Origin of the sequence: Embleya hyalina, assembly GCF_003967355.1 — a bacterium.
GTDB classification, from domain to species: Bacteria; Actinomycetota; Actinomycetes; order Streptomycetales; family Streptomycetaceae; genus Embleya; species Embleya hyalina.
In genome coordinates, this window is sequence record NZ_BIFH01000026.1 from 165,020 (window position 1) to 189,031 (window position 24,012).

General features: G+C 72.5%; 24 protein-coding genes. 12 read left to right on the plus strand and 12 right to left on the minus strand.

The annotated features are described in order from the left end of the window. The first annotated feature begins 7 nt into the window (after positions 1-7). Complete coding sequence (locus EMA17_RS28480; protein WP_126640000.1) at positions 8-667, plus strand: pyridoxamine 5'-phosphate oxidase family protein; 660 nt, start codon at positions 8-10, stop codon at positions 665-667. 39 nt (positions 668-706) lie between these two features. Here the strand turns inward: EMA17_RS28480 and EMA17_RS28485 are convergent, their stop codons facing one another. From EMA17_RS28485 to EMA17_RS28510, 6 genes are all read right to left on the minus strand, one after another. Next, positions 707-1,384 (minus strand): ABC transporter, encoded by a 678-nt coding sequence (locus EMA17_RS28485; RefSeq protein WP_126640001.1) that lies wholly within the window; start codon positions 1,382-1,384, stop codon positions 707-709. Further along, on the minus strand, positions 1,381-2,208 hold the full coding sequence (locus EMA17_RS28490; RefSeq protein ID WP_126640002.1) for an ATP-binding cassette domain-containing protein: 828 nt from the start codon (positions 2,206-2,208) through the stop codon (positions 1,381-1,383). The genes EMA17_RS28485 and EMA17_RS28490 overlap by 4 nt, the downstream gene beginning before the upstream one ends. A 175-nt stretch (positions 2,209-2,383) precedes the next feature. Beyond that, positions 2,384-3,970, minus strand: coding sequence for an alpha/beta hydrolase (locus EMA17_RS28495; RefSeq protein WP_126640003.1), 1,587 nt, complete (start codon positions 3,968-3,970; stop codon positions 2,384-2,386). A gap of 328 nt (positions 3,971-4,298) precedes the next feature. Continuing rightward, positions 4,299-5,060, minus strand: a complete 762-nt coding sequence (locus EMA17_RS28500) for a group II truncated hemoglobin (protein ID WP_126640004.1) — start codon at positions 5,058-5,060, stop codon at positions 4,299-4,301. A 424-nt stretch (positions 5,061-5,484) separates the two neighbouring features. Next, positions 5,485-7,158 carry an amidohydrolase gene (locus tag EMA17_RS28505; protein WP_126640005.1) on the minus strand — a complete coding sequence of 558 codons (1,674 nt, stop codon included), beginning with the start codon at positions 7,156-7,158 and terminating at the stop codon, positions 5,485-5,487. Continuing rightward, positions 7,155-8,696 carry an APC family permease gene (locus EMA17_RS28510; RefSeq protein ID WP_126640006.1) on the minus strand — a complete coding sequence of 514 codons (1,542 nt, stop codon included), beginning with the start codon at positions 8,694-8,696 and terminating at the stop codon, positions 7,155-7,157. The genes EMA17_RS28505 and EMA17_RS28510 overlap by 4 nt, the downstream gene beginning before the upstream one ends. 216 nt (positions 8,697-8,912) lie before the next feature. Between EMA17_RS28510 and EMA17_RS28515 the strand changes: the two genes are divergently transcribed. Beyond that, complete coding sequence (locus EMA17_RS28515) at positions 8,913-9,584, plus strand: TetR/AcrR family transcriptional regulator (protein ID WP_170222256.1); 672 nt, start codon at positions 8,913-8,915, stop codon at positions 9,582-9,584. A gap of 201 nt (positions 9,585-9,785) precedes the next feature. Next, positions 9,786-10,460: a lysophospholipid acyltransferase family protein gene (locus tag EMA17_RS28520; RefSeq protein ID WP_246126950.1), complete on the plus strand. Its 675-nt coding sequence runs from the start codon at positions 9,786-9,788 to the stop codon at positions 10,458-10,460. Between the two features lie 93 nt (positions 10,461-10,553). Here EMA17_RS28520 and EMA17_RS28525 read toward each other — a convergent pair whose 3' ends face one another. Together EMA17_RS28525 and EMA17_RS28530 are read right to left on the minus strand one after the other, a co-directional pair. Then, entirely contained in the window at positions 10,554-11,228 is a 675-nt protein-coding gene (locus tag EMA17_RS28525; RefSeq protein WP_246126951.1) for a DinB family protein, read from the minus strand. Next, entirely contained in the window at positions 11,225-12,130 is a 906-nt protein-coding gene (locus EMA17_RS28530) for an NAD(P)-dependent oxidoreductase (protein ID WP_281290546.1), read from the minus strand. Before EMA17_RS28530 ends, EMA17_RS28525 begins: the two co-directional genes overlap by 4 nt. 251 nt (positions 12,131-12,381) lie before the next feature. Here EMA17_RS28530 and EMA17_RS28535 point away from each other — a divergent pair, with 251 nt between their 5' ends. After that, positions 12,382-13,371 (plus strand): GlxA family transcriptional regulator, encoded by a 990-nt coding sequence (locus EMA17_RS28535; RefSeq protein WP_443093122.1) that lies wholly within the window; start codon positions 12,382-12,384, stop codon positions 13,369-13,371. Positions 13,372-13,462: 91 nt separating this feature from the next. Beyond that, positions 13,463-13,858 (plus strand): nuclear transport factor 2 family protein, encoded by a 396-nt coding sequence (locus EMA17_RS28540; RefSeq protein WP_126640010.1) that lies wholly within the window; start codon positions 13,463-13,465, stop codon positions 13,856-13,858. Between the two features lie 32 nt (positions 13,859-13,890). Here the strand turns inward: EMA17_RS28540 and EMA17_RS28545 are convergent, their stop codons facing one another. Next, the gene (locus tag EMA17_RS28545) at positions 13,891-14,763 is read right to left on the minus strand and encodes a spermidine synthase (protein WP_126640011.1); all 873 of its coding nucleotides are present in this window, start codon (positions 14,761-14,763) and stop codon (positions 13,891-13,893) included. Positions 14,764-14,918: 155 nt separating this feature from the next. Between EMA17_RS28545 and EMA17_RS28550 the strand changes: the two genes are divergently transcribed. The 3 genes from EMA17_RS28550 to EMA17_RS28560 all read left to right on the plus strand — a co-directional run bounded on the left by EMA17_RS28550 (position 14,919) and on the right by EMA17_RS28560 (position 17,135). Continuing rightward, on the plus strand, positions 14,919-15,575 hold the full coding sequence (locus EMA17_RS28550; RefSeq protein WP_126640012.1) for an MBL fold metallo-hydrolase: 657 nt from the start codon (positions 14,919-14,921) through the stop codon (positions 15,573-15,575). Between the two features lie 82 nt (positions 15,576-15,657). Beyond that, complete coding sequence (locus tag EMA17_RS28555) at positions 15,658-16,047, plus strand: hypothetical protein (RefSeq protein WP_126640013.1); 390 nt, start codon at positions 15,658-15,660, stop codon at positions 16,045-16,047. A 95-nt stretch (positions 16,048-16,142) separates the two neighbouring features. Further along, on the plus strand, positions 16,143-17,135 hold the full coding sequence (locus tag EMA17_RS28560; protein WP_218043082.1) for an NsdA family TPR-like regulatory protein: 993 nt from the start codon (positions 16,143-16,145) through the stop codon (positions 17,133-17,135). Here EMA17_RS28560 and EMA17_RS28565 read toward each other — a convergent pair. After that, a complete protein-coding gene (locus EMA17_RS28565) occupies positions 17,101-18,243 on the minus strand; it encodes a winged helix DNA-binding domain-containing protein (protein WP_126640014.1) in 1,143 nt (380 codons plus the stop codon). The genes EMA17_RS28560 and EMA17_RS28565 overlap by 35 nt on opposite strands. Positions 18,244-18,363: 120 nt before the next feature. Between EMA17_RS28565 and EMA17_RS28570 the strand changes: the two genes are divergently transcribed. From EMA17_RS28570 to EMA17_RS28580, 3 genes are all read left to right on the plus strand, one after another. Continuing rightward, complete coding sequence (locus EMA17_RS28570; protein WP_126640015.1) at positions 18,364-18,948, plus strand: TetR/AcrR family transcriptional regulator; 585 nt, start codon at positions 18,364-18,366, stop codon at positions 18,946-18,948. Positions 18,949-19,066: 118 nt separating this feature from the next. Then, entirely contained in the window at positions 19,067-20,521 is a 1,455-nt protein-coding gene (locus EMA17_RS28575; RefSeq protein WP_126640016.1) for an MFS transporter, read from the plus strand. Between the two features lie 71 nt (positions 20,522-20,592). Continuing rightward, positions 20,593-21,351 carry an SDR family NAD(P)-dependent oxidoreductase gene (locus EMA17_RS28580; RefSeq protein WP_126640017.1) on the plus strand — a complete coding sequence of 253 codons (759 nt, stop codon included), beginning with the start codon at positions 20,593-20,595 and terminating at the stop codon, positions 21,349-21,351. An 81-nt stretch (positions 21,352-21,432) separates the two neighbouring features. Here EMA17_RS28580 and EMA17_RS28585 read toward each other — a convergent pair whose 3' ends face one another. Continuing rightward, positions 21,433-22,053, minus strand: a complete 621-nt coding sequence (locus EMA17_RS28585) for a TetR family transcriptional regulator (RefSeq protein WP_126640018.1) — start codon at positions 22,051-22,053, stop codon at positions 21,433-21,435. A gap of 136 nt (positions 22,054-22,189) precedes the next feature. On the opposite strand from EMA17_RS28585, the gene EMA17_RS28590 reads away from it, so the two are divergent. Beyond that, on the plus strand, positions 22,190-23,140 hold the full coding sequence (locus EMA17_RS28590) for a zinc-binding dehydrogenase (RefSeq protein WP_126640019.1): 951 nt from the start codon (positions 22,190-22,192) through the stop codon (positions 23,138-23,140). 51 nt (positions 23,141-23,191) lie between these two features. Here the strand turns inward: EMA17_RS28590 and EMA17_RS28595 are convergent, their stop codons facing one another. Then, the gene (locus EMA17_RS28595) at positions 23,192-24,004 is read right to left on the minus strand and encodes an alpha/beta fold hydrolase (protein ID WP_126640020.1); all 813 of its coding nucleotides are present in this window, start codon (positions 24,002-24,004) and stop codon (positions 23,192-23,194) included. Between the last annotated feature and the right edge of the window lie 8 nt (positions 24,005-24,012).

Genomic DNA, 24,012 nt, shown 5'->3' on the forward strand with positions numbered 1-24,012 from the left:
ATTCGTGATGGCCGAGTACCCCGTCACCGCCGCCACCTCCCCGAAGCGTCACCGCGACCGCATGCGCTACGACGTCGACGTGGTGCACGCGATCCTGGACGCCGGCTTCATGGCGCACGTCTCGTTCACCGTCGGCGGCCGGCCCCAGCTGATCCCGCTCGCGTTCGGACGCGACGGGGAGCGCCTGTACCTGCACACCTCCAGCGGCGGGCAACTCGCCCTCGCGGCCCGGGCGAGCGGCACCGAGGGGGTGCCGGTGGCGATCTCGGTCACCCACATCGACTCGGTGGTGCTCTCCCGCTCGGCGATGCACCACTCGGTGGACTACCGCTGCGTGATCGCGCACGGCCCGCTCGTGCACGTCACCGACCCCGACGAACAACTGCACGCCTACCGGGTGATCATCGACCACCTGGTCCCGGGCCGCGCCGACGACGTACGTGGGCCGAACCCGAAGGAGAACGCGCAGACCACGGTGCTGCGCCTGGACCTGGACGAGGTGGCCGCGAAGGTCCGCGACCACGGCCTCGCCGAGGACCCCGACGACCTCGACCTCCCGTACTACGCGGGCGTGGTCCCCCTCACCACCACCCGGGGCCCCATCCGCCCCGACCGCGCCGACCAGGACCTCCCGCCCTACCTGGCCACCTGGCTGGGGGCCTCCTGACCGGTGCCGGTGCCGGTGGGCGACGCCGATGACGCCCCGTCAGTCGTGTTCCACCCGGGCGGCGATGCGGCAGACCAGGGCGATGGCGACGACGAATACGCCTGCGGTGACGGCCAGTTGGGTGGTGGGCAGGTCGATCCTGTCGTGGCCGGCGGCGTCGGTGAGTACCTTCAGCACTCGGGCCGCCGGGCTGCCGGGGGTAACCAGGGCGGCGAGGGTGAGCAGCGCCGCGACCGGGACGGCGTACGCGGCTCGGCGCAGCACCGGGCGGTTGGTCAGCGCGCCGATCGCGACGCCGGCCAGGATGGTGACGAACTGGGCCATCGCGCCGGCGGCCAGCGCCTCGCCCCGACCGACGCCGTGCGTGGCGTGATCGGCGACGCGGTCCGTGCCGGCGGCGAGCGCGCCGGTGCATATCGCGGCGAGCAGGCAGGTCAGGGTCAACGCGACGAGCAGCCCGGCCAGGTGCGCGCGCCCGGGCCCGACCGCCGCCGAGGCGGTGTGCCGGGCCGCCGCGGGCTCGACCGTGACGGCCACGCGCGTCAGCCACACCGCGGCCGGCATGATCGCGGCCGCCGCCCACGCGAACGAGGACAGCAGCGGATCGCCGCCCGCCACACCGATGCCCATCACCGCGGCGTAGAGCAGCACCGGTGGCACCCACCGATACGAGAGCAGCAGCAGTGCCGCCTGATAGCGCACCACGGCGGAAATCACGCGCCGTCTCCTTCCCGATGGACCGCCCGGACGCTGACCCCGGGCACCGTGGTGAGCAGATGTCGCAGCAGCGCGTCGGAGTGCGCGGTGCTGCTGTGCAGCCGCACCACGCCGGGCCTGTTCTGCTCGCGGACGGGATCGCCCGGGAGGCGGTCCAGTTCGGGGCTCGGCCCGGTGTCGATGTCGATCAGCACCCGGATCGCCCGGGCCTCGGGGATCGCCGCGACGACCGCGCCCGCCTCGACCCGATAGGTCTCGTACACCTCGTCGGCGAGCCGCCGGGGGTCGTGGTCGACGAAGACCACGGTGGCGCCCGCCTCGATGCGCTCGACCACGCAGCCGTCCAGGACGTCGCGCGAGGGCTGGTCGAGTCCGGTCCACGCCTCGTCCAGGACCAGCAGATCCGGTTCGGCCAGGAACGCCTGGGCCACCGCCACCTTTTGGCAGGTGCCCTTGGACAGCCCTCGCAGCGGCGCGCGGATCTTGTCGGCGAAGCCGAGCCGTTCGGCCCACTCGTCCGCGCGGCGCCGGCTCTCCCGGCCGGTGAGGCCGTGCAGTCGGCCCAGGTGGGTCAGGTATCGCCGTGCGGTGAGCGGCAGTTCGGGCGGGAAACGCTCGGGGACGTAGGCGGCCGAGCCGCGTTCGGTGACGCTGCCGGTGGTGGGCTCGCACACACCGGCCACCACCCGTAGGAGAGTGGACTTGCCGCCGCCGTTGCCGCCCTCGACCCGGATCAGCGCGCCGCGCGGCAGATGCAGGTCCACCGCGCGCAACACCCACGGGCCGCGCAGGCCGTACCGCTTGCCGACACCCGTCAGGTGCACCGCCGTCCCCCTTCGCCGAACCTCGGCAGCAGACCTTACGGCAGGACGGCGGCCGGCACATCCCGCGGCCGGCCGGGCGACGGAGCCCACGGCCTTGATCGCCGGGGGTGCACGCGCGAACGGGCCCGTCGCCTCGGCGACGGGCCCGTGTCGGTGAACTCCTGTGCGCGGCGCCCTACATGGCGGTCTTGGAGACCTTCGGGGCGTCCGCCTTCAGCTTGGCCTGGGCCGCGTTGGGGACCGGGTCGGGCTGCTTTTGGCAGACCGCGTCGGCCGGGCCGTGGCCGTTGCCCTTCGGGGTCTTGCCGGTGATCAGGTACTCGTTCAGGTAGTCGTCCAGGCAGGTGCTGCCGCTGAGCGAGATGCCGTGGTTGCGCCCGCCCTGCTCGACCACGAGGGCCGAGTCGCGCAGCAGGCGGTGCATGGTCACGCCACCCTCGTACGGGGTCGCGGCGTCGTTGGTCGCCTGGAACAGCAGCGTCTTGGGCAGCTTGTCGTTGGCGACGTTCACCGGCTTGAGGCTGCTGGTGGGCCAGAACGCGCACGCCGCGTTGAACCAGACGTTGTTCCAGGTCAGGAACGGCGCCTTGGCGTAGGTCTTGACCGCGTCCCGGTGCCAGGTGGCCCAGTCCTTCGGCCACGCCGCGTCCCGGCACTGGGTGGCCAGGTAGCCGCTGTTGACGTTGTCGTTGGCGGAACTGGCCGCCGCCAGGTCCTCGTAGGCGGTACGCAGCGGACCGGTGACGTGGTCGACCGCGTAGCCCGAGAAGCCCTCGGCCAACTCGGCCCAGTAGGCGTCGTTGTAGCCGCCCTGCGCGAACGCGTCCTCGAGTTCGGAGGCGCCGACGACACCCTCCGCCGGCGTCTTGTCCAGCGCCGCGCGCATCGTGTACCAGGCCTTCTCGACCTGGGCCGGGTCGGTGCCCAGGCGGTAGTTCGCGTCGTACTTGGCGACCCAGGCGAAGAACGCCTTCATGTTGGCGTCGAACGCCACGTCCTGGGTCAACTGGCCGCCGTACCAGACGCTGTCCCTGCTCGGGTCGACGATGCTGTCCAGCACCAGGCGCTTGACCCGGCTCGGGAACAGCTTGGCGTAGACCGAGCCGAGGTAGGTGCCGTACGAGTAGCCGAAGTAGCTGATCTGCCGGGCCCCGAGCGCGGCGCGGATCGAGTCCATGTCCGCGGCCTGGGCGGGCGTGTTCATGTACTTCAGGAAGTCGCCGTACTTGTCACCGCACGCCTTGGCGTAGGTGTACACCCGCTTGATGTTGGCGAGTTCGTCGCCGAAGTCGTTCGGGACGGTGCCCGGACGGACCGGGTTGTTGAAGCCCGGGACGCAGTCCAGGTGCGGCTCGCTCGCGCCGGCGCCGCGGGGGTCGAAGCCGATCACGTCGAACTGCGCGGCCACCTCGGGGCGCAGATTCTTCGCGACGTAGCCGGCCAGACCGCGACCGGGCGCGCCGGGACCGCCGGGGTTGACCAGGAGCGGGCCGAGCGACTTGGCGGCGGTGTGCGGAATCCGCGACACCGCGATCGTGATCTTCTGCCCGTCGGGACGGCTGTGGTCCATCGGGACCTGCAACGAACCGCATTCCAGCCTCGGATAATTCGAGCTGCCGCAGCTCTTCCAGGCGATGGGGGTGGACGCGGACTCGGCCGAGGGTGCCGGGGAGTCGTCCGCCAAGGCCGGTGGGGCGAGGGTCAGGAGCCCGCCCACCAGAGTCGTGGCGGCTGCGAACGCGACGAGAGTGTGTCTCTTCACGTGGGTGTTCCTCCATGTGACGGAGCTGTCACGAGTGACATCGACGCCGCAGATGCTGCCCTGCGGAGGACCGATGCGACGAGGGGACGGTCGGTACGGAACGGAAATCCTTACCAAGGAGAGTGGTTACCGTTACCCAAATTTTGGGTTTGAACCGCAATACGTCCGTTTGGCCGCTTATATCGGCAATCTGATGGGCAGTCAGCCGCTTGCGGACCGTGTCCGACGCGCGTAGCGGCGGGACGGGTCGACTCCCGTCCGGCTTCGGGTCGGGCCCTCGTCGGGCCCGACCCGCGATCCGTCGGCCGGGCGCAGGCCGTGCGCGTGCTCAGCCCCGATATGGCGGCGTCAGGCCCCAATCCCAGCGCGGCATGGGTGTTTCGGGCAGCGGCGGCGGATTGGGGCCGGAGTAGATGATCGCCATCCGGGTGCCCCACTCCAGGTAGTACGCCAACACGGCCCGGAACTCCGGGTCGGCGGGCAGCTCCACGTCGTCGGCCGTCTCCAGGAGCAGCGCCACCCAGCGACGCCGCTGCGTCTCGCCGATCCCCCGACCCAGGTGCTTCGAGGCCATGTGCCGGTGCCCGCCCGACTCGGTGCTGTAGCGCGCCGGTCCACCGAACACCTCGGCCAGCCACCACGCCACGTGCTCCGCGTGGTGCGCGTCCATGCCGGCGAACACCGGGGCCAGGATCTCGTCCTTCGCCACCCGCTCGTAGAACGTGGTGAACAACTTCTCGAACGCCGGCGCGCCACCGGCCCACTCGTACAACGTCGGCGTCGACCCGCCCCGACCGACCACCTCGGTCACCGCGTAGTGCCGCATCTCCTCGATCGCGGCCACGTACGGCCGGATCGCGGCGAAGAAGGCGGCGAAGTGCGGGCCCTTGCGGAAGCCGTTCAGGTGCTCGTCGGTCGAGGTCCAGCGAATGCGCAGGATGTACGCGGACGGCTCCTCCGCGCATCGGCTCAACTCGTAGTCCACACACTCCGGCGCGGCGGTCAGCGACTCGGCCGCGCGGGCGTAGGCGGCCTCGAATTCACCGGTCTCCGCCTCGGCGATCGTGTAGCGGATGTATTCGACGATCATGAACGGTCCCCCATGCCAGGCGCTGGTTCGATCGCGTCAACCATAGGCAGGATCACCGACGCGGTGATCATCGACGCGACCCGATTTCGCCGACCGCGTAAGGGTGTAGGCACCGTGATGCGCCGAAACCCGTCCCCCGATCCCGCCGGGCGCGACGCGGCGGGATCGGGAGGGACGGGTTCCGGGCCGACCCGGGTGGCGGGCCGACTGCGGGGTGCGGCGGATCGGACGGTGCGCCCCGCAGAGTCCGGCGACGATCTTTTCATACTTACTCGACGCCGCGCCGGTTGCTCCCGCACCGGGTTTGCGACACCGGCTCCCGCCACTGTCGACCGGGCCCCGCCGACGCCTCCCACCGGCGTCTCCGGCGGCGGTCCCACCGTCCGCGGCCACGCGTCGGCCGCCTCCCTCACCGGGCCCGGCCCTACCTCCCGAACACCCGCTCCCCACCCACGAACGTCTCCGCCACCCGCGTCAGCCCGATCTCCCCCGCCGCCCCCGCGAACGGATCCCGATCCAACACCACCAGGTCCGCGTGGTTGCCCACCACGATGCTCCCGGTGTCGTCCAGGTGGTTCACATACGCGCTGCCCGCCGTGTACGCCGCCAGCGCCGCGTGCGGATCCAACCGCTGCTCCGGGAGGAATTCCGGGGAGTCCGACCCCAGCACCCGCCGGTTCACCGCCACATGGATCCCGTGCAGCGGATCGGGGCTGGACACCGGCCAGTCGCTGCCCGCCGCCAACGTCGCGCCGCTGCGCGCCAGTTCACCGAACGGGTATTGCCACGCGGCCCGCTCCGCGCCCAGGAACGGAATGGTCAGCGTGTCCATCTGCGGCTCGTGCGCGGCCCACAGCGGCTGCATGTTGGCGCTCGCCCCGAGTGCGCGAAAGCGCGGGATGTCGTCCGGGTGCACCACTTGGAGGTGGGCGAGGTGCGGCCGGGTGTCCTTCCAGCCGTTCGCCGCCCGCATCGCCGCGACCGCGTCCAGCGCCTCCCGCACCGCGCGATCGCCCAGCGCGTGGAAGTGCACCTGAAAGCCGTGCGCGTCCAGGGCCGTGACGTGGTCGCGCAGTGCCCGCGGGTCGATGAAGCTGATCCCGCTGTTGTCCGAGGCGCAGCCGCACGAGGTGAGGTACGGGCTGAGCATCGCGGCGGTGAAGTTCTCCGCGATCCCGTCCTGCATGATCTTGACCGTCCGGCAGGACAGCCGCCCGCGGGTACCCGCCGCACGCCGCGCGAGCAGGTCCTCGATCTGCTCGGCCCCACGATCGCGCTCCCACCACAGCGCGCCGACCACCCGGGCGGTGAGTTGCCCGCGGTCCACCGCCGTCAGGTACGCGGCGCTCGCGTCGGTGACGTTGGCGTGTGCGCCCAGGAGCGCGTCCTGCCACGCGGTGATGCCGAGCGCGTGCAGGACCGCCTGTGCCCGCAACAGCCCGGCGACCTGGTCCTCGGCGGTGAGCGGGGGCAGCAGCCGGCCGACCAGGTTCGCCGCCCCCTCCTGGAGCACGCCGGTCGGCTCGCCGTCGGCGTCGCGCTCGATCCGCCCGTCGGCCGGATCGGCGGTGTCGCGGGTGATGCCCGCGAGGCGCAGCGCGAGGCCGTTCGCCCAGGCGCCGTGGTGGTCGCGGTTGGGCAGGTACACCGGCCGGTCGGGGACGATGTCGTCGAGCATCGACCGGTGCGGCAGCCCGCCGGGGAACGCCTCCATCGACCAACCGCCGCCGGTGATCCACTCGACCTCGGGGTTGTCCCGGGCATACTCGCGGATCACCCGCCGGTAGTCGGCGATCGTCTCGTGCCGGGACAGGTCGCACTGCCCCATCTCGATGCCGCCGCTCACGGGATGCACGTGTGCGTCCTGGAAGCCGGGGATCAGCAGTCGGCCGGCGAGGTCCACCACCTCGGTGTCGGCCCCGATCAGTTCGCGCACCTCGTCGTGCCCGACCGCGACGACGCGCCCGTCCCGCACGGCGACCGAACTGGCCCGTGCGCGCGCGCCGTCGACGACGTACACCGGCCCACCGGTGAAGACCAGGTCGGCGGCCACCGAGGCCGACGCCGGACGAATGTCGACGGTGTTGGTGGTGCTCATGCGTGTCCCCTGGCCTTGAACGCGTCGAAATCGGCGGCGTCGTCGTAGCGGTCCATCGGCAGTTCGATCGCGTCACCGTCGGTGCCGCGACCGGTCTCGAAGTAGGGCGACTTGCGTACGTACTTGGCGTAGGCCGCGAAGCCCAGCCCGGCGAGGATCACCGCCGTCGGTACCGAGAACATGAACCAGCCGTTGTCGGGGCTGAGTTCGAAGCCGTCGCTCATGGTCAGATAGTCGTAGGAGAGGTACGCCCCGACCCCGAGCAGCGCGAGGCCGCTGAGCGCGGGGATGACCACCGCGCGCACCCCCTCGCGCGGATCGGCGCGCAGCGTCGGCCCGAAGCGCACGGCGCACGCGATCGCGGTGAGGCCGTAGTAGAAGGCGACGATCAGGCCGATCGAGTTGACCGCGGCCAGGATCATGTCGTTGAGCTTGGGGATGCCGATCGCCAGGACGGCGGTGCCGGCGGCGATCGCCATGATCAGCACCGTGCCGATCGCGGGCGAACCGAAGGTCGGGTGGATCCGCGTCCACACCTTGCCGAGCGTCCGGTCCCGGCCCATCGCCAGCATGCCGCGCGCGGTCGGGATGACCCCGGACTGGAGCGAGGCGACGGCGGAGAAGATCAGCGCCAGCAGCGGCAGGCTCGCCCATGGATCGGCGGCGAGGTGGGCGCCGAGGAAGGTCAGTCCCTGCGGCCCGTTCTCGATCGTCTCGGGCACGGTCATCACCCGCTGGAAGGCGATCGCGCCGAGCAGGAACATGCCGAGCATCACGAACAACGCGATCAGTCCGCCCCGAGCCGAGTCCTCGGGGTTCCTGGTCTCCTCGGTGACGCTGAAGGCCGCGTCCCAGCCCCAGAAGAAGAACACGGCGAGCACCAGGCCCTGCGCGAAGTGCGTCGCGGAGTCGATCTCGAACGGGTTGAACCAGGAGAACGAGAACGGCTGCTCGCCGACCGCGACGGCCCGGCAGCAGAAGATCAGCAGCACGCCGTACTCGAAGACGAGCAGAAAGGTCTGGAGCCGGGTGGCCTGGTGCACCCCGGTGACCGCGAGCACGGTGACCACCACGAGTACGACCAGCCCCAGCACCGTGCTGAGCTTGGTCGAGTTCGGGTCCAGGGCCAGCCCGACGAACTCGTGCCACCCCGCCTTGTTCGCGAACTGGAGCAGCACCGAGCCGGTGATCGCGCTGGTGTAGGCGAGGAAGATGATCGACCCGGCCAGGGCGACCCAGCCGGTGAGGAAGCCGGACCACGGACCGATCGACTTGCCGACCCAGACATAGCCGCTGCCGCAGTTGGGCTCGACCCGGTTGAGGCGGGCGTACGCGCCGGCGATACCGAGCATGGGCAGGAACGCGATCAGGATGATCACCGGGGTGCTCGATCCCACGGTGGCGGCCAGGCTGCCCATGCCGACGCCGATGCTGGTGGTGGCGGCCGTGCTGGACGCGGCGACCGCGACACCGTCGACGACACCGAGCGACTTGCGCAGCGCGGGTGGGCCGTCGTCCCGGGGCGGGTTCGTTGACATCGGCGCTCCAAGGAGGCGAAAGCTGCGGGAGGGGTGGACGCCGATGAAACAGCTTGCGTCAGAATTACGTCAATGGTGTTGACGTAAGGTGGACCCGGCACGGTGGGCGCGGCTTCGGAGGAGCGGATGGACCGGACAGCCGAGACGAACGCATCGAACAGGGCAAAACAAACACAATCGAACATCGCGGGGCAACCACCTCGGACGGATCGCGTCATGGGCGAGCGCCGGCGCCGCAGGCCGACCAAGTCCGGGGTGGTTTTGTCCGAGGATGTCATCATCGAGTGTGCCGTACGGCTGATCGGCCACCACGGTGCGGAGGCCCTGACCGTCCGCAGACTCGGCGCCGCCCTCGGGTGCGACCCGACCGCCGTCTACCGTTACTTCCGCGGCACCGACGACCTGCTCCTGGCCATCGCGGACTTCCTGATCGGCGAGACGTTGGCCGGATACCGACCCGGCCCCGACTGGGTGGCGTCACTGCGCGAACTGGGCCTGCGGGTCCGGGACGGCCATCTGCGGCATCCGCGCGTGGCCACCGTCGCCGCGGCGCGGGTCACCCGGCGGCACAACGAGTTCCGGGCGGTGGAGCTGGGGGTCTCCCTGTTGCTCTCGGCCGGCTTCTCCCCCGCCGACGCGGCCCGCTACTACCACGTGTTCATCGACACCGTGCTGGCCCACGCGGCGCTGGAGGCGTCCTATGCCGCGCTCGCCCCCGAGGTGCGCGAGGCCGACGACCGGGCGTGGGAGGAGACGTACCGGAGGTTGCCCGCCACCGACTACCCGGCCATCGGCGCGGTACGTCCGCATCTGGGGGCGGGGATGTCGGGCAGCCCCTTCGAGGACGTCCTCGACCTCCTCCTCGAATCGCTCGCCCGCCGGGTGTGAATCGGCACCCGGCCGGCGGGCCCGCCGGTCCGCCGGCTCCGTCGTTCGGCAAAATCCGCGGTGGGAAGTGCCACCACCCGTACCGTGATCACCAGCCGACCCAGTGTCAACAGCACAGGTGGGTACACACGTCGTGGGGGGTGCCGCGGACTCGATAAGGTGGCGCGTGTTTTCAGACCTCACCACTCCCACGGGGGATCCGTGCTGATCGACAAGTTCATGCATGGCGTCGTGGCGCCCACCGCGAAGGCGATCTACCGCCCGCGCACCGAGGGCCGCGAGAATGTACCGATGACCGGCCCGGTCATCATCGCCAGCAACCACCTGTCGTTCGTTGACAGCGTCGCGATCCCCGTGGTGATGCCACGCAAGGTGTCGTTCCTCGCCAAGGCCGAATACTTCGACGGCCCCGGGCTCAAGGGCCGGGTCAGCAAGGCCTTCTTCACCGGCATCGGTGCCGTCCCCGTGCCCCGCGGTACGCACAGCGCGGCGAAGGCCGCGCTGGAGACGGCCCTTTCGGTGCTCGAACGCGGCGACGCGTTCGGCATCTACCCCGAGGGCACCCGCTCGCGCGACGGCCGGCTGTACCGGGGCCGGACCGGCGTCGCGTGGCTGGCTCTGGCCGCGCGGTGCCCGGTCGTCCCGGTCGGGATCATCGGCACCGACCTGGTCCAGCCGATCGGCTCGAACATCCCCAAGCTGTCCCCGCGCGTGCTCGCCCGTTTCGGCGAACCGCTCGACTTCTCCCGCCACTACGGGCGAACCGACGTGGCCCGGGCCCGGCGCGAGATCACCGACGAGATCATGGAAGCGATCCAGAAGTTGTCGGGGCAGGACTACGCGGGCGTCTACAACGAGACACCCGCCGAGGTCTGAGCCGACGGGCGCCCCGCGCCCACCCGGACCGGGAGGGCACGGGGCGTCGCGGGCGGATCGAAGCGCCGACCGCGCACGCGTCCGGCGGGCGGCTCAACGCACGCGGCCGTCCCAACTCCAGGCGCCGGCCGACACCCTTGGCCTGCCCGGCAGTTCGCCCCGGCCCGTACACCACAGCAGGGTCGCCGCCGGCGCCGCGCCCGGCGGGGCGTCCGGGAACAACCGGGTCAGCGCGGGGCCGGCGAGGTCGTCCGGGGGCGTCCAGGCGATCCCGAGCGCCCGGGTGATGTCGTGCGTGTGCATCAGCAGTTCGACCACGCCCATCGCGGCGAAGCCGGTGCGATCCGCGTGCCCCCACGGATGCCACGCGCGCACCTCGGGCGGGGCGTCCCGCACCGTCGCGGCGAGCAGGGTGCCGGCGATCCGCAGTCCGTCCAGGCACGCGTCGATCGGCGCCCGCGGGTCGAGCGACGCGAACAGCGTGATGTAGCGATCGGTCGGGCGGGCGATCAACAGGCCGGTATAGCCGACCAGGCCGAGCGCGAGGTGGTCGAGCAGTTGTCGGGACGAGCGCTGCTCGTCCGCGAGGCGGTGCCAGGCGGCCGGGTCGGCGGTGGGTGTGGTCGCCGCCGCTCGGGCCAGTACGTCGAGGCAGGTCGCGGTGGTCCCGGTGACCGCGTCGGACCACGTGGGCGCCTCGGTGGCGGGCGCCCCGTGCTGCGCGCCGGGCGGCGCGGGGGCCATGGCCGGCGCCGTCCCGGGGCTCACGCGCGCAGCCCTTCGATCACGCGCGCGTACCCGTCCGCGCCGTGCCCGGCCGCGATCGCCCGCTCGGTGTAGGCGCGGTACAACTCCGGCAGCGCCGTGTCGACGCCGCGGTCCCGGCTCGCGTGGACCAGGTGGTCCATCGTGGCCAGGTGCACGTCCAGCGTGGCGTCGTCGCCGGGGTAGGCGCCGGCGTCCACCTGGGCGGCGTAGTGCCCGATGAAGCCTGTCACCGCGTGTGCCAGCCAGCGGTTGGCGATCGGCGTGAAGTCGGCGGCCCGGACCCCGTCGGCGCCGACCACGGCCGAACCGTGCAGCCAGCCGGTCAGGGTCGCCCACATCACGCCGAGCAGGGCGGTGTCGTACAGGCTCGCCACGCCCGCGTCCGGCCCCAGGTCGAGCGGGTCGCCGAGGGCCCGGAGCGTGCCGACGTGCCGGGCGAACGCGGCGGCGTCGCCGCTGTACAGCAGCATCGACTCCGGCCGGCCGATCCCGGGCGGCGTGGACATGATCGCGCCGTCGACGTAGGCGGCGCCGAGCCGGGCCGCCCATACGGCGGCCTCGCGGGCCTGTTCGGGCGAGCCGGAGCCGAGGTTGACCACGGTCCGGCCCGCGAGCGCGGCCTCGTCGGCGGCCAGGGTCGCGTACATCGCGTCGTAGTCGAGCACGCAGACCACGATCAGCGGGCTCGCCGCGATCGCGTCGGCCACGGTCTCGGCCCGGACCGCTCCCCGCGCGACCAGGGCGGCGGCCTTCGCCGGGGAGCGGTTCCACACCGTGGTGGGGTGCCCGGCCGCGCGGAACGCCTCGGCGAGCGCCCGGCCCATCGATCCCATCCCGATGACCGTCACGGCTTCGTGGTTCATGTTCGTCCTTCGTCCTTCGTGCTTCGTCGGTGGGTCGATGTCGTTCGTCGTTCGACGTCGTGCGTCGGTCGTCGGTCGCCCGGTCGTTCATCACGCCCGCGTCGGCCCTGATCCGCCGCCCGTTCGCCCGACCCGGACCACCCTCGCAGCGCCGAAACCGCGCCGACAGTGGCAGGAATGCCTCTCACCGCAAAATTCCTGCCGCCGACGGACTAGGATGTCCCGTCATGGACGACGAGCGCCCGCCGACACCCGCCCGCTCCGCGAACCGGGGATCGGGGCCGGGATCCGTGGCCGTCGCGGTGGTCGACGACGCCGCCATCCCGATCTGGGACGCCTACGAACTCGCGATCGCCTGCGCCGTGTTCGGCACCCCCCAGCCGGAACTCACGGACACCTGGTACGACTTCCGCGTCTGCGCGGAACGCCCCGAGCCCGGGCCCGAGGCATCGACGACCGCACCCGGATCGGCCGGCTTCTCCTTCGGCATCCGCACACCCCACGGCTGGGACGCCCTGGCCGGCGCGGACACCGTGATCGTGGCGGCCGTCCCGCAGGAGTGCGTCGACCACGACGTCGACCTGCCCGCCCCGTTCCTGACCGCACTGCGGGCCGCCGCCGACGCCGGCGCGCGCATGGTCTCGCTGTGCACCGGCGCCTTCGCGCTCGCCGCCGCCGGCATCCTGGACGGCCGCCGGGCCACCGCACACTGGGCGCACACCGAGCAACTGGCCCGGCGTCACCCGAACGTCACCGTCGACGACAGCGTCCTGTACGTGGACGACGGCTCGGTGCTGACCAGCGCCGGAATGACCGCCGGCCTCGACCTGTGCCTGCACATCGTGCGCACCGACCTGGGCGCGCACATCGCCAACCAGCTCGCCCGCCGCCTGGTGGTCCAGGCGCACCGCCCGGGCGGCCAGGCCCAGTTCGTGGACCTGTCCGTCCCGGCGACCGACGACGAGGGCCTGGCCCCGGTGCTGCACTGGGCCGGCAGGCACCTCGACCGTCCGCTCACCGTCGACGACCTCGCCCGCCGGGCCCGGATGAGCCCCCGCACCTTCTTCCGCCGACTCCAGGCCGCCACCGGCACCACCCCGCTGCAATGGCTGCTCACCCAACGCCTCGCCCGCGCCCAGTCCCTCCTGGAGACCACCGACCTCCCGATCGAACAAGTCGGCGAATGCAGCGGCCTCGGCACCGCCGCCAACCTCCGCCACCACTTCGCCGCCCGCCTCGGCACGTCCCCCGCGGACTACCGCCGAGCCTTCCGCCCCTGAACCGCGCCGACCTGGACCCGAGGCCGCCCGAGTGACAGGGTGGAGGAATCAGCCATTCATCCCGGTTTGTCATGAAAGGTGGCGAAACGTCATGGCTGAGCACGCACACGCCGCACTCGTCCGCCGAGGCTACGAAGCCTTCTCCGCCGGCGATCCGGACACCCTCCGCACCCTGCTGACCGCCGACTGCACGCACCACGTCCCGGGCAACCACCCTCTGTCCGGCGACTTCAAGGGCATCGACGCGGTCCTCGGCTACTACGGACGCCTCGCCACCGTGAGCGAGGGCACCTTCCGGGTCGAGCTGCGACACCTCTTCGTGGACGGCCGGGGCCACGTGATGTCCGTACACCGGGCCACCGCCCGACACGCGGGCAAGTCGCTCGACCAGGTCGGCGGCATCGTCTTCCGCGTCGTCGGCGACAAGGTCACCGACCTCGACGAATGTGTGGAGGACCCGGCGGCGACGGACGCCTTCTGGGCCTGATCACCCCCCGCGCCGACGCACGAACCGAACCCTCACCCGATCCGGAACGTCCCCCCGGGCGGCGCCGGCGACGCCGTGGCCGTCTCGTCGGTGACCGGCGCCCCGTCCCGCGAGAACACCCGCGCCTCGATGCCGGACAACACCCGGGCCGGCATCTCGTCGCCCGCGGTCCGCCGGGCCAGCGAGGACACCGGCAGCGGCGCCGTGGACGCGACCACGACGAGGTTGCCGAAGCGCCTGCCGCGCAGCACACCCGGCTCGGCCATCAGCGCCACCTCGGGGAACACCGAGCGCAGGGTGGCCACTTGCGCCCGGGCGAAGTCGAGGTCGCCGCCGTCGGCGATGTTGGCCGCGTACACCCCGCCCTGCCGCAGCACCCTGGCCACCTCGACGGCGAACTCCCGCGAGGTCAGGTGCGCCGGCACCTGCGCGCCGCCGAACACGTCGGCGATGATCAGATCGGCCGAGTCGTCGGGGCGCGCGGTCAACTCCTCGCGGGCGTCGCCCGTACGCACGTCCACCGCCGCCCCGACCGGCAGCGGCAGGTGTTCCAGGACCAGGGCGACCAGTTCGCCGTCGAGTTCGGCGACCGTCTGCGACGAGCCGGGCCGGGTGGCCGCGATGTAGCGGGGCAGCGTCAATCCGCCGCCGCCCAGGTGCAGTGCGGCGAGCGACTCGCCCGGCGCGGCGGCGAGGTCGACGACGTGCCCGAGCCGTCGGGTGTACTCGAATTCCAGGTGCTCGGGTCGGTCGAGATCCACGTACGACTGCGGCGAATCGTTCAGTGTGAGCAACCACGCGCGGGGCCGGTCGATGTCGGGCATCAGCAACGCCGCGCCGAGATCGGTCGCCCGCCCCACCGGGATCGACTCGGGGGCTTCCTGCTGATCCTGATCGTCGTACATGGATCGATTCTCTCGCAGCCGGGCCACCCTTCCCGCCGCACGAGGGCGCCGCACTTGGCATGATCGACGAGGGCCGCGGCACGAAGCGTCGGGGACGTATCGCGGCACCGACCGCGCGACCCGCGGCAGACCCACCGACCCGGGAGAGCAGAGCCATGCGATTCACCAAACTCGGTCACGCGTGTGTACGTCTGACCACGCCGCACGGCACCGTCGTGATCGACCCGGGGGCGCTCAGCGACCCCGACGCGATGGCCGGCGCGGACGTCGTACTGATCACCCACGAGCACTTCGACCACGTGGTGCCCGAAACGCTACGGGCCGCCGCGGCGGCGAACCCGGATCTGGAGGTGTGGACCAACCCGGCCGTGGCCGCGCAGTTCCCCGACCTGGCCGGCCGCATCCACGCGGTCACCCACGGCGACACCTTCGAGATCGGCGGCGCGGGGGGCGTGTCGGTGCACGTGTACGGCGAGCGGCACGCGGTGATCCACCGCGACATCGAGGTCATCGACAACGTCGGCTTCCTGATCGCGGGCGAGGTCTTCCACCCGGGCGACGCGCTCACCGTTCCGGAGGAGACCACGCCCACCCTCCTGGTCCCGGCAGGCGGCCCCTGGCTCGCGCTCGGCGACGCGGCCGACTTCATCCGGGAGGTGGATCCCGCCCGGGCCCTGCTGATCCACGACGGCGTGTTCAACGACACCGGGCTGGCCATGACCGAGCGCCTGCTGGGCCAACTCGCGGGCACCGACAGCCGCTCCGTGCGACGCCCGGCCGACGGCGAGAGCATCGAACTCGCGGCGGGCTGACCCGAACACGATCGGCGTACCGCTTGGTCGCGGCGCCGTCACACTCTGGTACCCGCCCGGGCCCGCCACTACCGTGACGAACATGACCGCCGACGACGGCAGACCCGAGAACCAATGGCCGGTACCCCCGCCGTGGATGTGGGGTTGCCCGGAGTGTGTGCGCCTGTACCACCGGATGAAACGGGTCCAGGAGGAGACCGACGAGCGGCGCCGGAGCGGCGATCGCGGCGTCGATCACGACCCGCTGGACAGCATGATCGGATCCCGGATCCGCCTGGCCCGGCACCTGGTCACGGGCCACCGCGAGCATCTGCCGGACTGGACTCCGGGCTGCGAACGTTGCGCCTGGCATCATCGCATCCTGGACGCCGGTCCCGAACCGCACCATCCGGGCGGCGCCGCCGCGATGGTGGCCGCGGAGCATCGGGCCTTCCACCTGTTCGTCCCGCCCCGGGTGGTCGGACTGATGTAGGCACCCGTGGCAGCGCCGTCCGCCGTGTGCGCCGTAGGGTCGTGGGGTCACGGTGGGCGGATCGCGGGCGGGAGAGGTCGACGGAGCACGGGCGCGTGGATCGGGAACACCCCGCCGGGCACCGGGCCGAGGTGGAACCGGGCCTGCCCGGCGCACGCTTCGGGCCGGTGGGGCGGGGACGGCGGGAGGACGCCGCCGAGGCGTGGCGGTTGCGGGAGCACACCGCGCGACTGGTCGCCCTGGACACCCGGTTCGGCGCCGGCGAACTGCTGGGGCCGGCCGTCCGCGCGGCCGACGCGGCGGGGCGGGCCGTCCCGGGCGCGGCCCCGTCCCGGGACCGGCTCGCCGCCGTGGCGGAGGCGGATCAGCTCGCCGGGTGGCTGGCCTACGACGCCGACCGGCACCCGCTCGCCCGGCGGCTCACCACGCGGGCGGTACGGACCGCGCGTCTGGCGGGCGATCGCTCCGCCGAGCACTTCGCGCTGTCCCAGCTCGCCATGCAGGCCGTCCACCTGCGCCGGCCCGACGTGGCGCTGCGCATCTGCGACGACGTGTTGCGGGACGAACTGCCCCCCGGCGTGCGCACGTTGTTCGTGCTGCGCCGGGCCCGCGCGGTCAACCAGTACGGCGAGCACGCCGCGGCCCGTCGACTGATCGCCGAGACGTACGGCCGGCATCTCCAGGGCCCCGGCACCCGCGATCCGGCCTGGACGTGGTGGCTGGACGCCGCCGAGATCACCTGGCACCACGCGATGGTGCACGCCGACAACGGGGACTGGACCCGCGCGATCCCCCTGTTCGAGCAGGCCGCCGCGGGGCGGATCCCCGGCAGCCGCACCGCGCACAACGACCACGCCTACCTGCTGCACGCCTTCGCCCGTACCCGCGCCTGGTCCGACGCCGCCGACCTGCTGACCACGCGCGTGTTGCCGGCCCGATCCGGCGTCTCGTCGGCCCGGATCACCCGCCTCCTGGCCGACACCGCCCGGCTGTTGCACGTCCCCGGTCGCCGACCGGCCGGCCGCGACCTGGCCCACGAGTTGCGGGCCGGGCTCACCCGAAGCGCACCTCGGACGGGTGCGGTGTGACGAACGCGAGCAACCGGGCCGCCTCCGCCTCCAGCGCCTCGCGCGAGGGGGCGTCGATCGGCCGGAACGGTTGCAGCTCGAGGACCAGCGGCGTTGCCGAGGCGGCGCCGGCGGCGGCCGAGCCGGCCGTCACCGGCTTGCCGCCCCGGGTGAGCCGCCACATCCCCGCGACGAAACCGTCCACCAGGAACGTGGCGCGGACGATGCCGTTGACCGTGAACAGCCGCTTGCGGTCCGACTCGCCGATGATCCGCGAACGTTCCGCGTGGGACAGCGACACGTTGTCGAACTCCGGCAACAAACGCGGCGGCGCGGGCGTGTCCTCGGCCGGCAGCGGCGCGTCGGGGAGGTCGTACAACTCCCGGCCCGCCTCGTCGCGACGGACCACCAGGTTCGGCCGCAGCCGCTCGACCACCTCGCGCAACCGGCCGAGGCCGGACCAGGCCTGCACGTCGGCGACGGTGGCCGGGCCGAACGCCGCCAGGTAGCGCAGCACCATCGCGTCGGGCGCGGTGTCCGTACCGAGCGGGCGGCCGAGCCAGTGTTCGGCGGTGGTGCACGCGGACTGCCCGCTGCGCCCCCACAGGGCACGCGGCGGCACCTGGACCAACGCCGCCTGCCCGCGCAGCGCGTGCGCCAGCGCCCCCGGGTTCTCGCCGGGGAACCGTTCGGCGAGCGCGAGCCCGAGTTCCTTGGCGGTGAGTGCCCGCTCGACCAGCAACTCGCGGCCGGCGGCGACGAGTTTCCCGACGTCCACGGTGGACTCGCCCAGCCCGTGCGTGGAGTTCCGGTACAGGTCCGCGTCGTAGATCGGTTGCACCACCGGCCGCAGTGCGAGGCAGTCCGCGGCCGTCACGAGGTGCACCGTGCCGCGCATCAGACCGATCCGGACCACCCGACGATCGGTCAGCGCGTCGGCCAGGTCGGCGGGCCCGAACTCGGCGAGCCGGGTCCACAGTCCGACGTAGGGCGGATGCGGGGCCTGCGCCTGCATGCCGACCAGGTGGGTGATCGCCGCCTCGGCCGAGATCGAATGCCGCCGCGCCAGCAACTGGCGTTCGAGCAGGGCGCGGTTGAGCCGACGGACGCTGAGCGTGGTGATCTCCATGCCCGCAGACTAGAAGCGAATGCGGACGAAGGCTTGCCGCAATCCCGTCGCCCTGCCTCCCCGCTCCGTCGCGTCGATCTTTCTTGACCGAGCATTCTCGAATGCCCTAGAGTCACACCCGTGGCCAGGACCAAGGAATTCGACCCCGACGCCGCCCTGCAGTCCGCGCTCGAACTGTTCTGGGAGCGCGGCTACGAGGCGACCTCCATGGCGGACCTCGTGGCGCGCCTCGGCATCGCCCGGGCGAGCATCTACGCGACGTTCGGCAACAAACACGACCTCTACCTCGCGGCGCTCGACCGCTACCGCGAGGCGCGCAACCCCGAGCTGTTCGAGGAGTTGTCCCAGCCCGGTCCGGTACTGCCGGCCGTACGGGCGCTGGTCGAGCGGTTCGCCCGTCAGGCGTCCGAGGAGCCGACCCGGCTGCGCGGCTGTTTCCTGACCAACACCGCCGCCGAGCTGGCCGCGCACGACGCGGGCGCGGCGCGGATCGTCGAGTACGGCTGGAGTCAGATGGAGACCAATCTGACCCTCGCGCTCACCCGGGCCAGGGCCCAGGGCGAACTCGGCCCGGACCGGGATCCGCAGGCCCTGGCCCGCTTCCTGCTGGTGGTTCTCCAGGGGATGCGCGTGGTCGGCAAGGCCGGCCCCGACTCGCACCGCCTGCGCGACGCGACACGGCAGGCACTGAGTCTGCTGGTCTGATCCGGGCGGGGACCGCCCGCCGTCATGCCTTCGGCACGCACCGCGACATGTCCTGGACCATGCCCTAAATCAAGAACGATCGATCCGAAAAGACTGTCGGCGGTGAGGGGGAATCGACATGACGAGCATCGGGATCGGCACGGAACCCGACCACACGCGCGGCGGCGGGGCCTCGGGCGCCGGGGCCTTCGCGCTGCTCGGCACCGTGCAGGCCACGCTGATCTTCACGATCACCGTCATCGGCGTGCCGCTGCCCGACATCGGCCGCGAGTTCGGTCTCGGTGCGGCCGATCTGGTGTTGCTCAGCGCCGCGTACGGGCTGCCGTTCAGCGGGTTGTTGCTGTTCGGCGGGCGGCTCGCGGACCGCTACGGCGGGCGCCCGATGTTCACCGCGGGTCTGGTCGTCTTCGGTCTGACCTCGGCGGTCGCCGCGTTCGCGCCGGGTTTCGCGGTGCTGGTCGCGGTGCGCTTCGGGCAGGGGCTCGGGGCGGCGCTCACCGCGCCCGCCGCGATGGCCGTGCTGCGCGCGGTACATCCCGAACCGGGCGCGTACCGGCGGGCGATGGCGACCTGGGGCGGCCTGTCCGTACTGGGCGCCGCCACCGGCAATCTGGCCTCGGGCGTGCTCACCACGTGGGTGTCCTGGCGCTGGATGTTCGCCGTACCGGTCGCCGTCGCCGCGCTCGCCCTGCTGCTCGCGCCCTCGCGACTGCCCCGCGCGTCCGTGCCGGCGTCGCGACGCCGCCCCGGCCTCGATCCGCTCGGCGCGATCCTGGCCACGATCGGCATCACGCTCGCGGGCTACGGGCTGACCGTCACCGGCGACCACGCCTGGACGTCGACCGTCGTCCTGCTCCCGCTCGGCGCCGGCGTGGTCCTGCTCGCCGCGTTCCCGACCGTCGAGCGCCGGGTGGCCGACCCGCTGCTGCCCCCGGGCTTCGTCCGCGATCGGCGTCGGATCCTCGGCCTGGTCGGGGTGTTGCTCGCGGCCACCGGCACGGGTTCGATCAGTTTCCTGATCTCGCTCTACCTCCGGCAGGAGCACGACTGGTCGCCGCTCGCGACGGCCGGCGCGTTCGTCCCGTTCACCCTCGCCCTGATCGGGGCCGGCCGGGCGGCCGGGCCGCTGATCGGGCGGTACGGTCCGGTCCGCGCCACCGTGGCCGGGCTGGTCGTGGGCGCCGCCGGGCTGCTCCTGCTCGCCCGGATCGACCACCCGAGCCGCTACGCCGTCGACCTGTTGCCCGGCCTGGTGCTGCTCCCGATCGGCGCCGCCCTCGTCTTCGCGGGCACCGCCGTGCTGACCACCGGGGACGTCCCCGCCCATCGGGCGGGCCTGGCCGGCGGCGTCCTCAACACCGCGATGGAACTCGGCCCCACCGTCGGCCTGGCCGCGCTGATGTCGGTGGCCGCCACGCGGACCGACCCGATCCGCGGCTACGCCTGGGCCTTCGGCACCGCCGGAGTCGTCTTCCTGCTGACCGCGGTGACGGCGGCGGTCCTGGTCCGGGACGGGGGTCCGGACCGGGACCGGGGCGGCGAGCCGACCCGAAGCCGCGAGCACGCCCCGTGACGCACCACCGAACCGACCATCTCCGCCAACCCACCGTCACCGCACCACCACACACCTCGGGAGACACCACCATGTCCGCACGTTTCACCGCCAAGACCGTCCTCGTCACCGGCGCCGGCTCGGGTGCCGGCCGGGCGATCGCGCTCGCCTTCGCCCGTGAGGGTGCTGCGGTCGTGGTCGCCGGCCGCGGCGCGGCGCCGCTGGCGGAGACCGTCCGGCTGATCGAGGCCGACGGCGGGCGCGGCGCGGCCGTCACCGCCGACGTGACCGACTCGGCGAGCGTCGCCGCGCTCGTCGCCCGCACCGTCGAACTCTTCGGCGGCCTCGACGTCGCGGTCAACAACGCCGGCGCGATCGTCGGCGTGGGCCCGCTCGCCGACCTCGACGAAGCCGACTTCCGGGCCACCCTGGACATCAACGTCACCGGCACGTGGTTGTCCATGAAGCACGAGATCGGCCACATGCGGGCCAACGGCGGCGCGATCGTCAACATCGCGTCCAACCTCGGCGCGCACGGCCGGCTGGCCGACCTCGGCGCCTACGTCACCTCGAAGGCCGCGGTCAGCGCGCTCACCCGCAACGCCGCCCTGGACCACATCGGCGACGGCGTCCGGATCAACGCGGTCAGCCCCGGCCCGCTGGCCACCACGATGTCGCTGCGCAGCGGCGAGACCGAGGCCGAGCGGTCGGACCGGATGAAGGCGCAGAACCCGTCCGGCCGGGTCGGCGACCTCGCCGAACTCGCCGCCGCCGTGCTGTATCTGGCCTCGGACGAGGCGGGCTTCGCGGTGGGCACCGACCTGGTCCTCGACGGCGGCGCCACGGCCTGACCTGCGGATCCCCTCGCCCCGGCCCGGCCGCCGACGCGCGCCCCGGCCGGGGGGTGGGTGGCGCCGACGATCGCGCCGGGTTCAGGCCGAGGTCGTCGGGATCGCCAGTTCCAGACTCGCCGGGATCGCCGCGAAGGCCCGCTCCAGATGCCCGGCCAACCCCGGCCCGGCACCCCGCGCGGTCCACTCGCGCTGTGCCCAGTGCCACGCCGCGAGCATCGTGTCGAGCGGCAGATGCAACAGGATCCGGTCCGGCGCGTCCGGACCGAGCCGGTCGGCGAGCGTATCCACCACCGCATCGGTGGTGTCCGCGCAGAACCGCAGGCTGAGCGCGTTCAGCGCGGGGGTGGCGTCGGCGATCCGACGACTGGCGGCGAAGCGATCCGCCCAGTCCGCCGGCATGGCGTCGAGGGTCTCCGTGAGGGCGTCCTGATAAATCGTCAGGACGGGTCCCGCCAACGGGCGTTCGCCCAGGTCGACGAGATAGGCGGTCCACAGCTCGCGCTCGGGCGCGAGGGCCACGTCCTCCTTGGACGCGAAGGTGCGGAAGAACGTGCGCTTGGAGACCTCCACCGCGCCGACGATCTCGTCGAGGGTCGTCGCGTCGAAGCCCTTGGTCGTGAACAACTCCAGGGCCGCCGCGGCCAACGCCTGCCGTGTGCGCAGCTTCTTGCGTTCCCGCAGCGGCAGTTCGGTGGTCATGATCCCCACCCTATCCTCATCCGCCCATCGGTCGCCAAAGCCTCTTGTGCGCAAATGCCACTCAGTGGCAAAGTGAGCCGCGCCGAGCCCGTCGGTCGGGCTCGGCGGCCCAGCCCGCACCAGCCCCGGAGCCACCATGCGTGCCCTTGTCATCGACCACGCCGTCGCGTCCCATCTCACCCTCGCCGAGGTGCCCGACCCCGTACCCGCGCCGGACGAGGTGCTGGTCCGGGTCCGGGCGATCTCGATCAACGCGGGTGAGGCGCACTTCGCGGTGCCGTCCGGGGCGACCGGCACGATCCCCGGCTGGGACGCGGCCGGCGTCGTGGAGCGGGCCGCCGCGGACGGGTCGGGCCCCGCGGTGGGCACGCCCGTGACCACGCTCGGCGGAGACGGCGCCTGGGCCGAACTGCGTGCCGTCCCGACCCGGCTGCTGGGCACGCTGCCCGCCGGAATGCCCATGGCGTCGGCCGCGGCGCTGCCCGTGGCGGCCCTGTCCGCCCTGCGCGTCCTGCGTCGCATCGGCCCGATCCTGGGTCGGCGCGTGCTGATCACCGGCGCGGGCGGCGGGGTGGGCCGGTTCGCCGTACAACTGGCCGCGCGCGGCGGCGCCGAGGTGATCGCGGCCACCGGGGATCCGGCCCGGGTCGACGAACTGCGAGCGCTGGGCGCGACCGAGGTGCTGACCGACGGCCTCCCGTACCGAACGGCCCCTGTGTACGGCGTGCTGGACAACGTCGGCGGGCCGCATCTGACCGCCGCGTACGACCTGTTGGCCCCCGGCGGCACGCTCGTCGCCCTCGGTCATTCCACGGGCGTGGGTGAGCATTTCGCGTTCGGCGCGCTGTTCGGCGACGCGGGCCGGCACAACCGCTCGATCGTCACCTACTTCCTGCTCGACGACCTCGCGGGCGTGGACGCCGACCTCACCTGGCTCGCCGCCCGAACCGCGCGCGGCGACCTCGACCCACAGATCGCCTGGCGCGGCTCGTGGACCCGCATCGCCGAGGCCGCCGCCCTGCTGACCGACCGCAAACTCGGCGGCAAGGCGGTGCTGACCGTAACGGAGGACCCCACGGAGGCGTAACCGGGCGCCCGGGCGGGGGCGGACCGTGCGGCCCCCGCCCGAGCCCGCCCGCTACGCCACGTCCAACACCTCGAACAACGCGTCCGCGAATTCGTCCGGCCGCATGATGTGGCCCACGTGGTCGGCCGGGAATTCGGTGAGTGAGAGATCCAGGCGCTCGGCGAGCACCGCGGCGGTGCGATACAGCGGGGTGTGTGCTCCCTCGTCGCCGGCCACCAGGCTCAGCGGCGCGCCGCGCAGTGCGGCGAGGTCGGGTTCGTATCGGCTGAAGGAGCGTATTTCGTAGGCCAGGTTGAAGTCCACGTTGGCGAACACCCGGTCGAGCATCTCGCGCGCCGGGTCGGACAGTTCGGCCGGTTCCACGGTCGGGACGGACACGTCGAACAGCCGGATCAACTCCTCCGTCGCGGCCTCCCGTCCGCTGCGCAGGAAGAGGTCGTGGATCTCGTCGAAGGTCTCGCGCCAATACTTCGCGTCGGGCAGCACGCCGGGCAGGAACGGCTCGTGGGCGACCAACAGGCGGACCTGTCCGGGGTGTCGGGCCAGCAGGTCGAGCCCGATCGTGGCTCCGGTCCCGTTGCCGAACACGGTCGCCGGTTCGTCGGTGAGGGCGGCCAGGAGGCGGTGCGCGTCGTCGGCGTGCTCCTCGATCCGCTGTTCGGTGGGCGGTTCGGTGAGCCGGCTGTGCGAGTTGCCGCGCCGGTCGTAGGTGACGACGGTGTGATGGGCCGCGAGTCGTTCGGCCAGGGTCGTGTACAGACCGGTGTCGGCGTTGCCGCCGCTGATCAACAGCAGTACGGGGCCCGACCCGTGCACCTGGTAGTACAACTCGGCCCCGGGTACGGCCAGGGTGGCGGAATCCATGAGTTCTG

Bases quoted from the DNA above. Each gene is read 5' to 3' on its own strand.
- EMA17_RS28480 (WP_126640000.1), top strand. From the start codon at position 8: ATGGCCGAGTACCCCGTCACCGCCGCCACCTCCCCGAAGCGTCACCGC.
- EMA17_RS28500 (WP_126640004.1), bottom strand. From the start codon at position 5,060: ATGATCGTCGAATACATCCGCTACACGATCGCCGAGGCGGAGACCGGT.
- EMA17_RS28505 (WP_126640005.1), bottom strand. From the start codon at position 7,158: ATGAGCACCACCAACACCGTCGACATTCGTCCGGCGTCGGCCTCGGTG.
- EMA17_RS28510 (WP_126640006.1), bottom strand. From the start codon at position 8,696: ATGTCAACGAACCCGCCCCGGGACGACGGCCCACCCGCGCTGCGCAAG.
- EMA17_RS28515 (WP_170222256.1), top strand. From the start codon at position 8,913: ATGGGCGAGCGCCGGCGCCGCAGGCCGACCAAGTCCGGGGTGGTTTTG.
- EMA17_RS28540 (WP_126640010.1), top strand. From the start codon at position 13,463: ATGGCTGAGCACGCACACGCCGCACTCGTCCGCCGAGGCTACGAAGCC.
- EMA17_RS28545 (WP_126640011.1), bottom strand. From the start codon at position 14,763: ATGTACGACGATCAGGATCAGCAGGAAGCCCCCGAGTCGATCCCGGTG.
- EMA17_RS28550 (WP_126640012.1), top strand. From the start codon at position 14,919: ATGCGATTCACCAAACTCGGTCACGCGTGTGTACGTCTGACCACGCCG.
- EMA17_RS28555 (WP_126640013.1), top strand. From the start codon at position 15,658: ATGACCGCCGACGACGGCAGACCCGAGAACCAATGGCCGGTACCCCCG.
- EMA17_RS28565 (WP_126640014.1), bottom strand. From the start codon at position 18,243: ATGGAGATCACCACGCTCAGCGTCCGTCGGCTCAACCGCGCCCTGCTC.
- EMA17_RS28575 (WP_126640016.1), top strand. From the start codon at position 19,067: ATGACGAGCATCGGGATCGGCACGGAACCCGACCACACGCGCGGCGGC.
- EMA17_RS28580 (WP_126640017.1), top strand. From the start codon at position 20,593: ATGTCCGCACGTTTCACCGCCAAGACCGTCCTCGTCACCGGCGCCGGC.
- EMA17_RS28585 (WP_126640018.1), bottom strand. From the start codon at position 22,053: ATGACCACCGAACTGCCGCTGCGGGAACGCAAGAAGCTGCGCACACGG.
- EMA17_RS28590 (WP_126640019.1), top strand. From the start codon at position 22,190: ATGCGTGCCCTTGTCATCGACCACGCCGTCGCGTCCCATCTCACCCTC.
- EMA17_RS28595 (WP_126640020.1), bottom strand. From the start codon at position 24,004: ATGGATTCCGCCACCCTGGCCGTACCCGGGGCCGAGTTGTACTACCAG.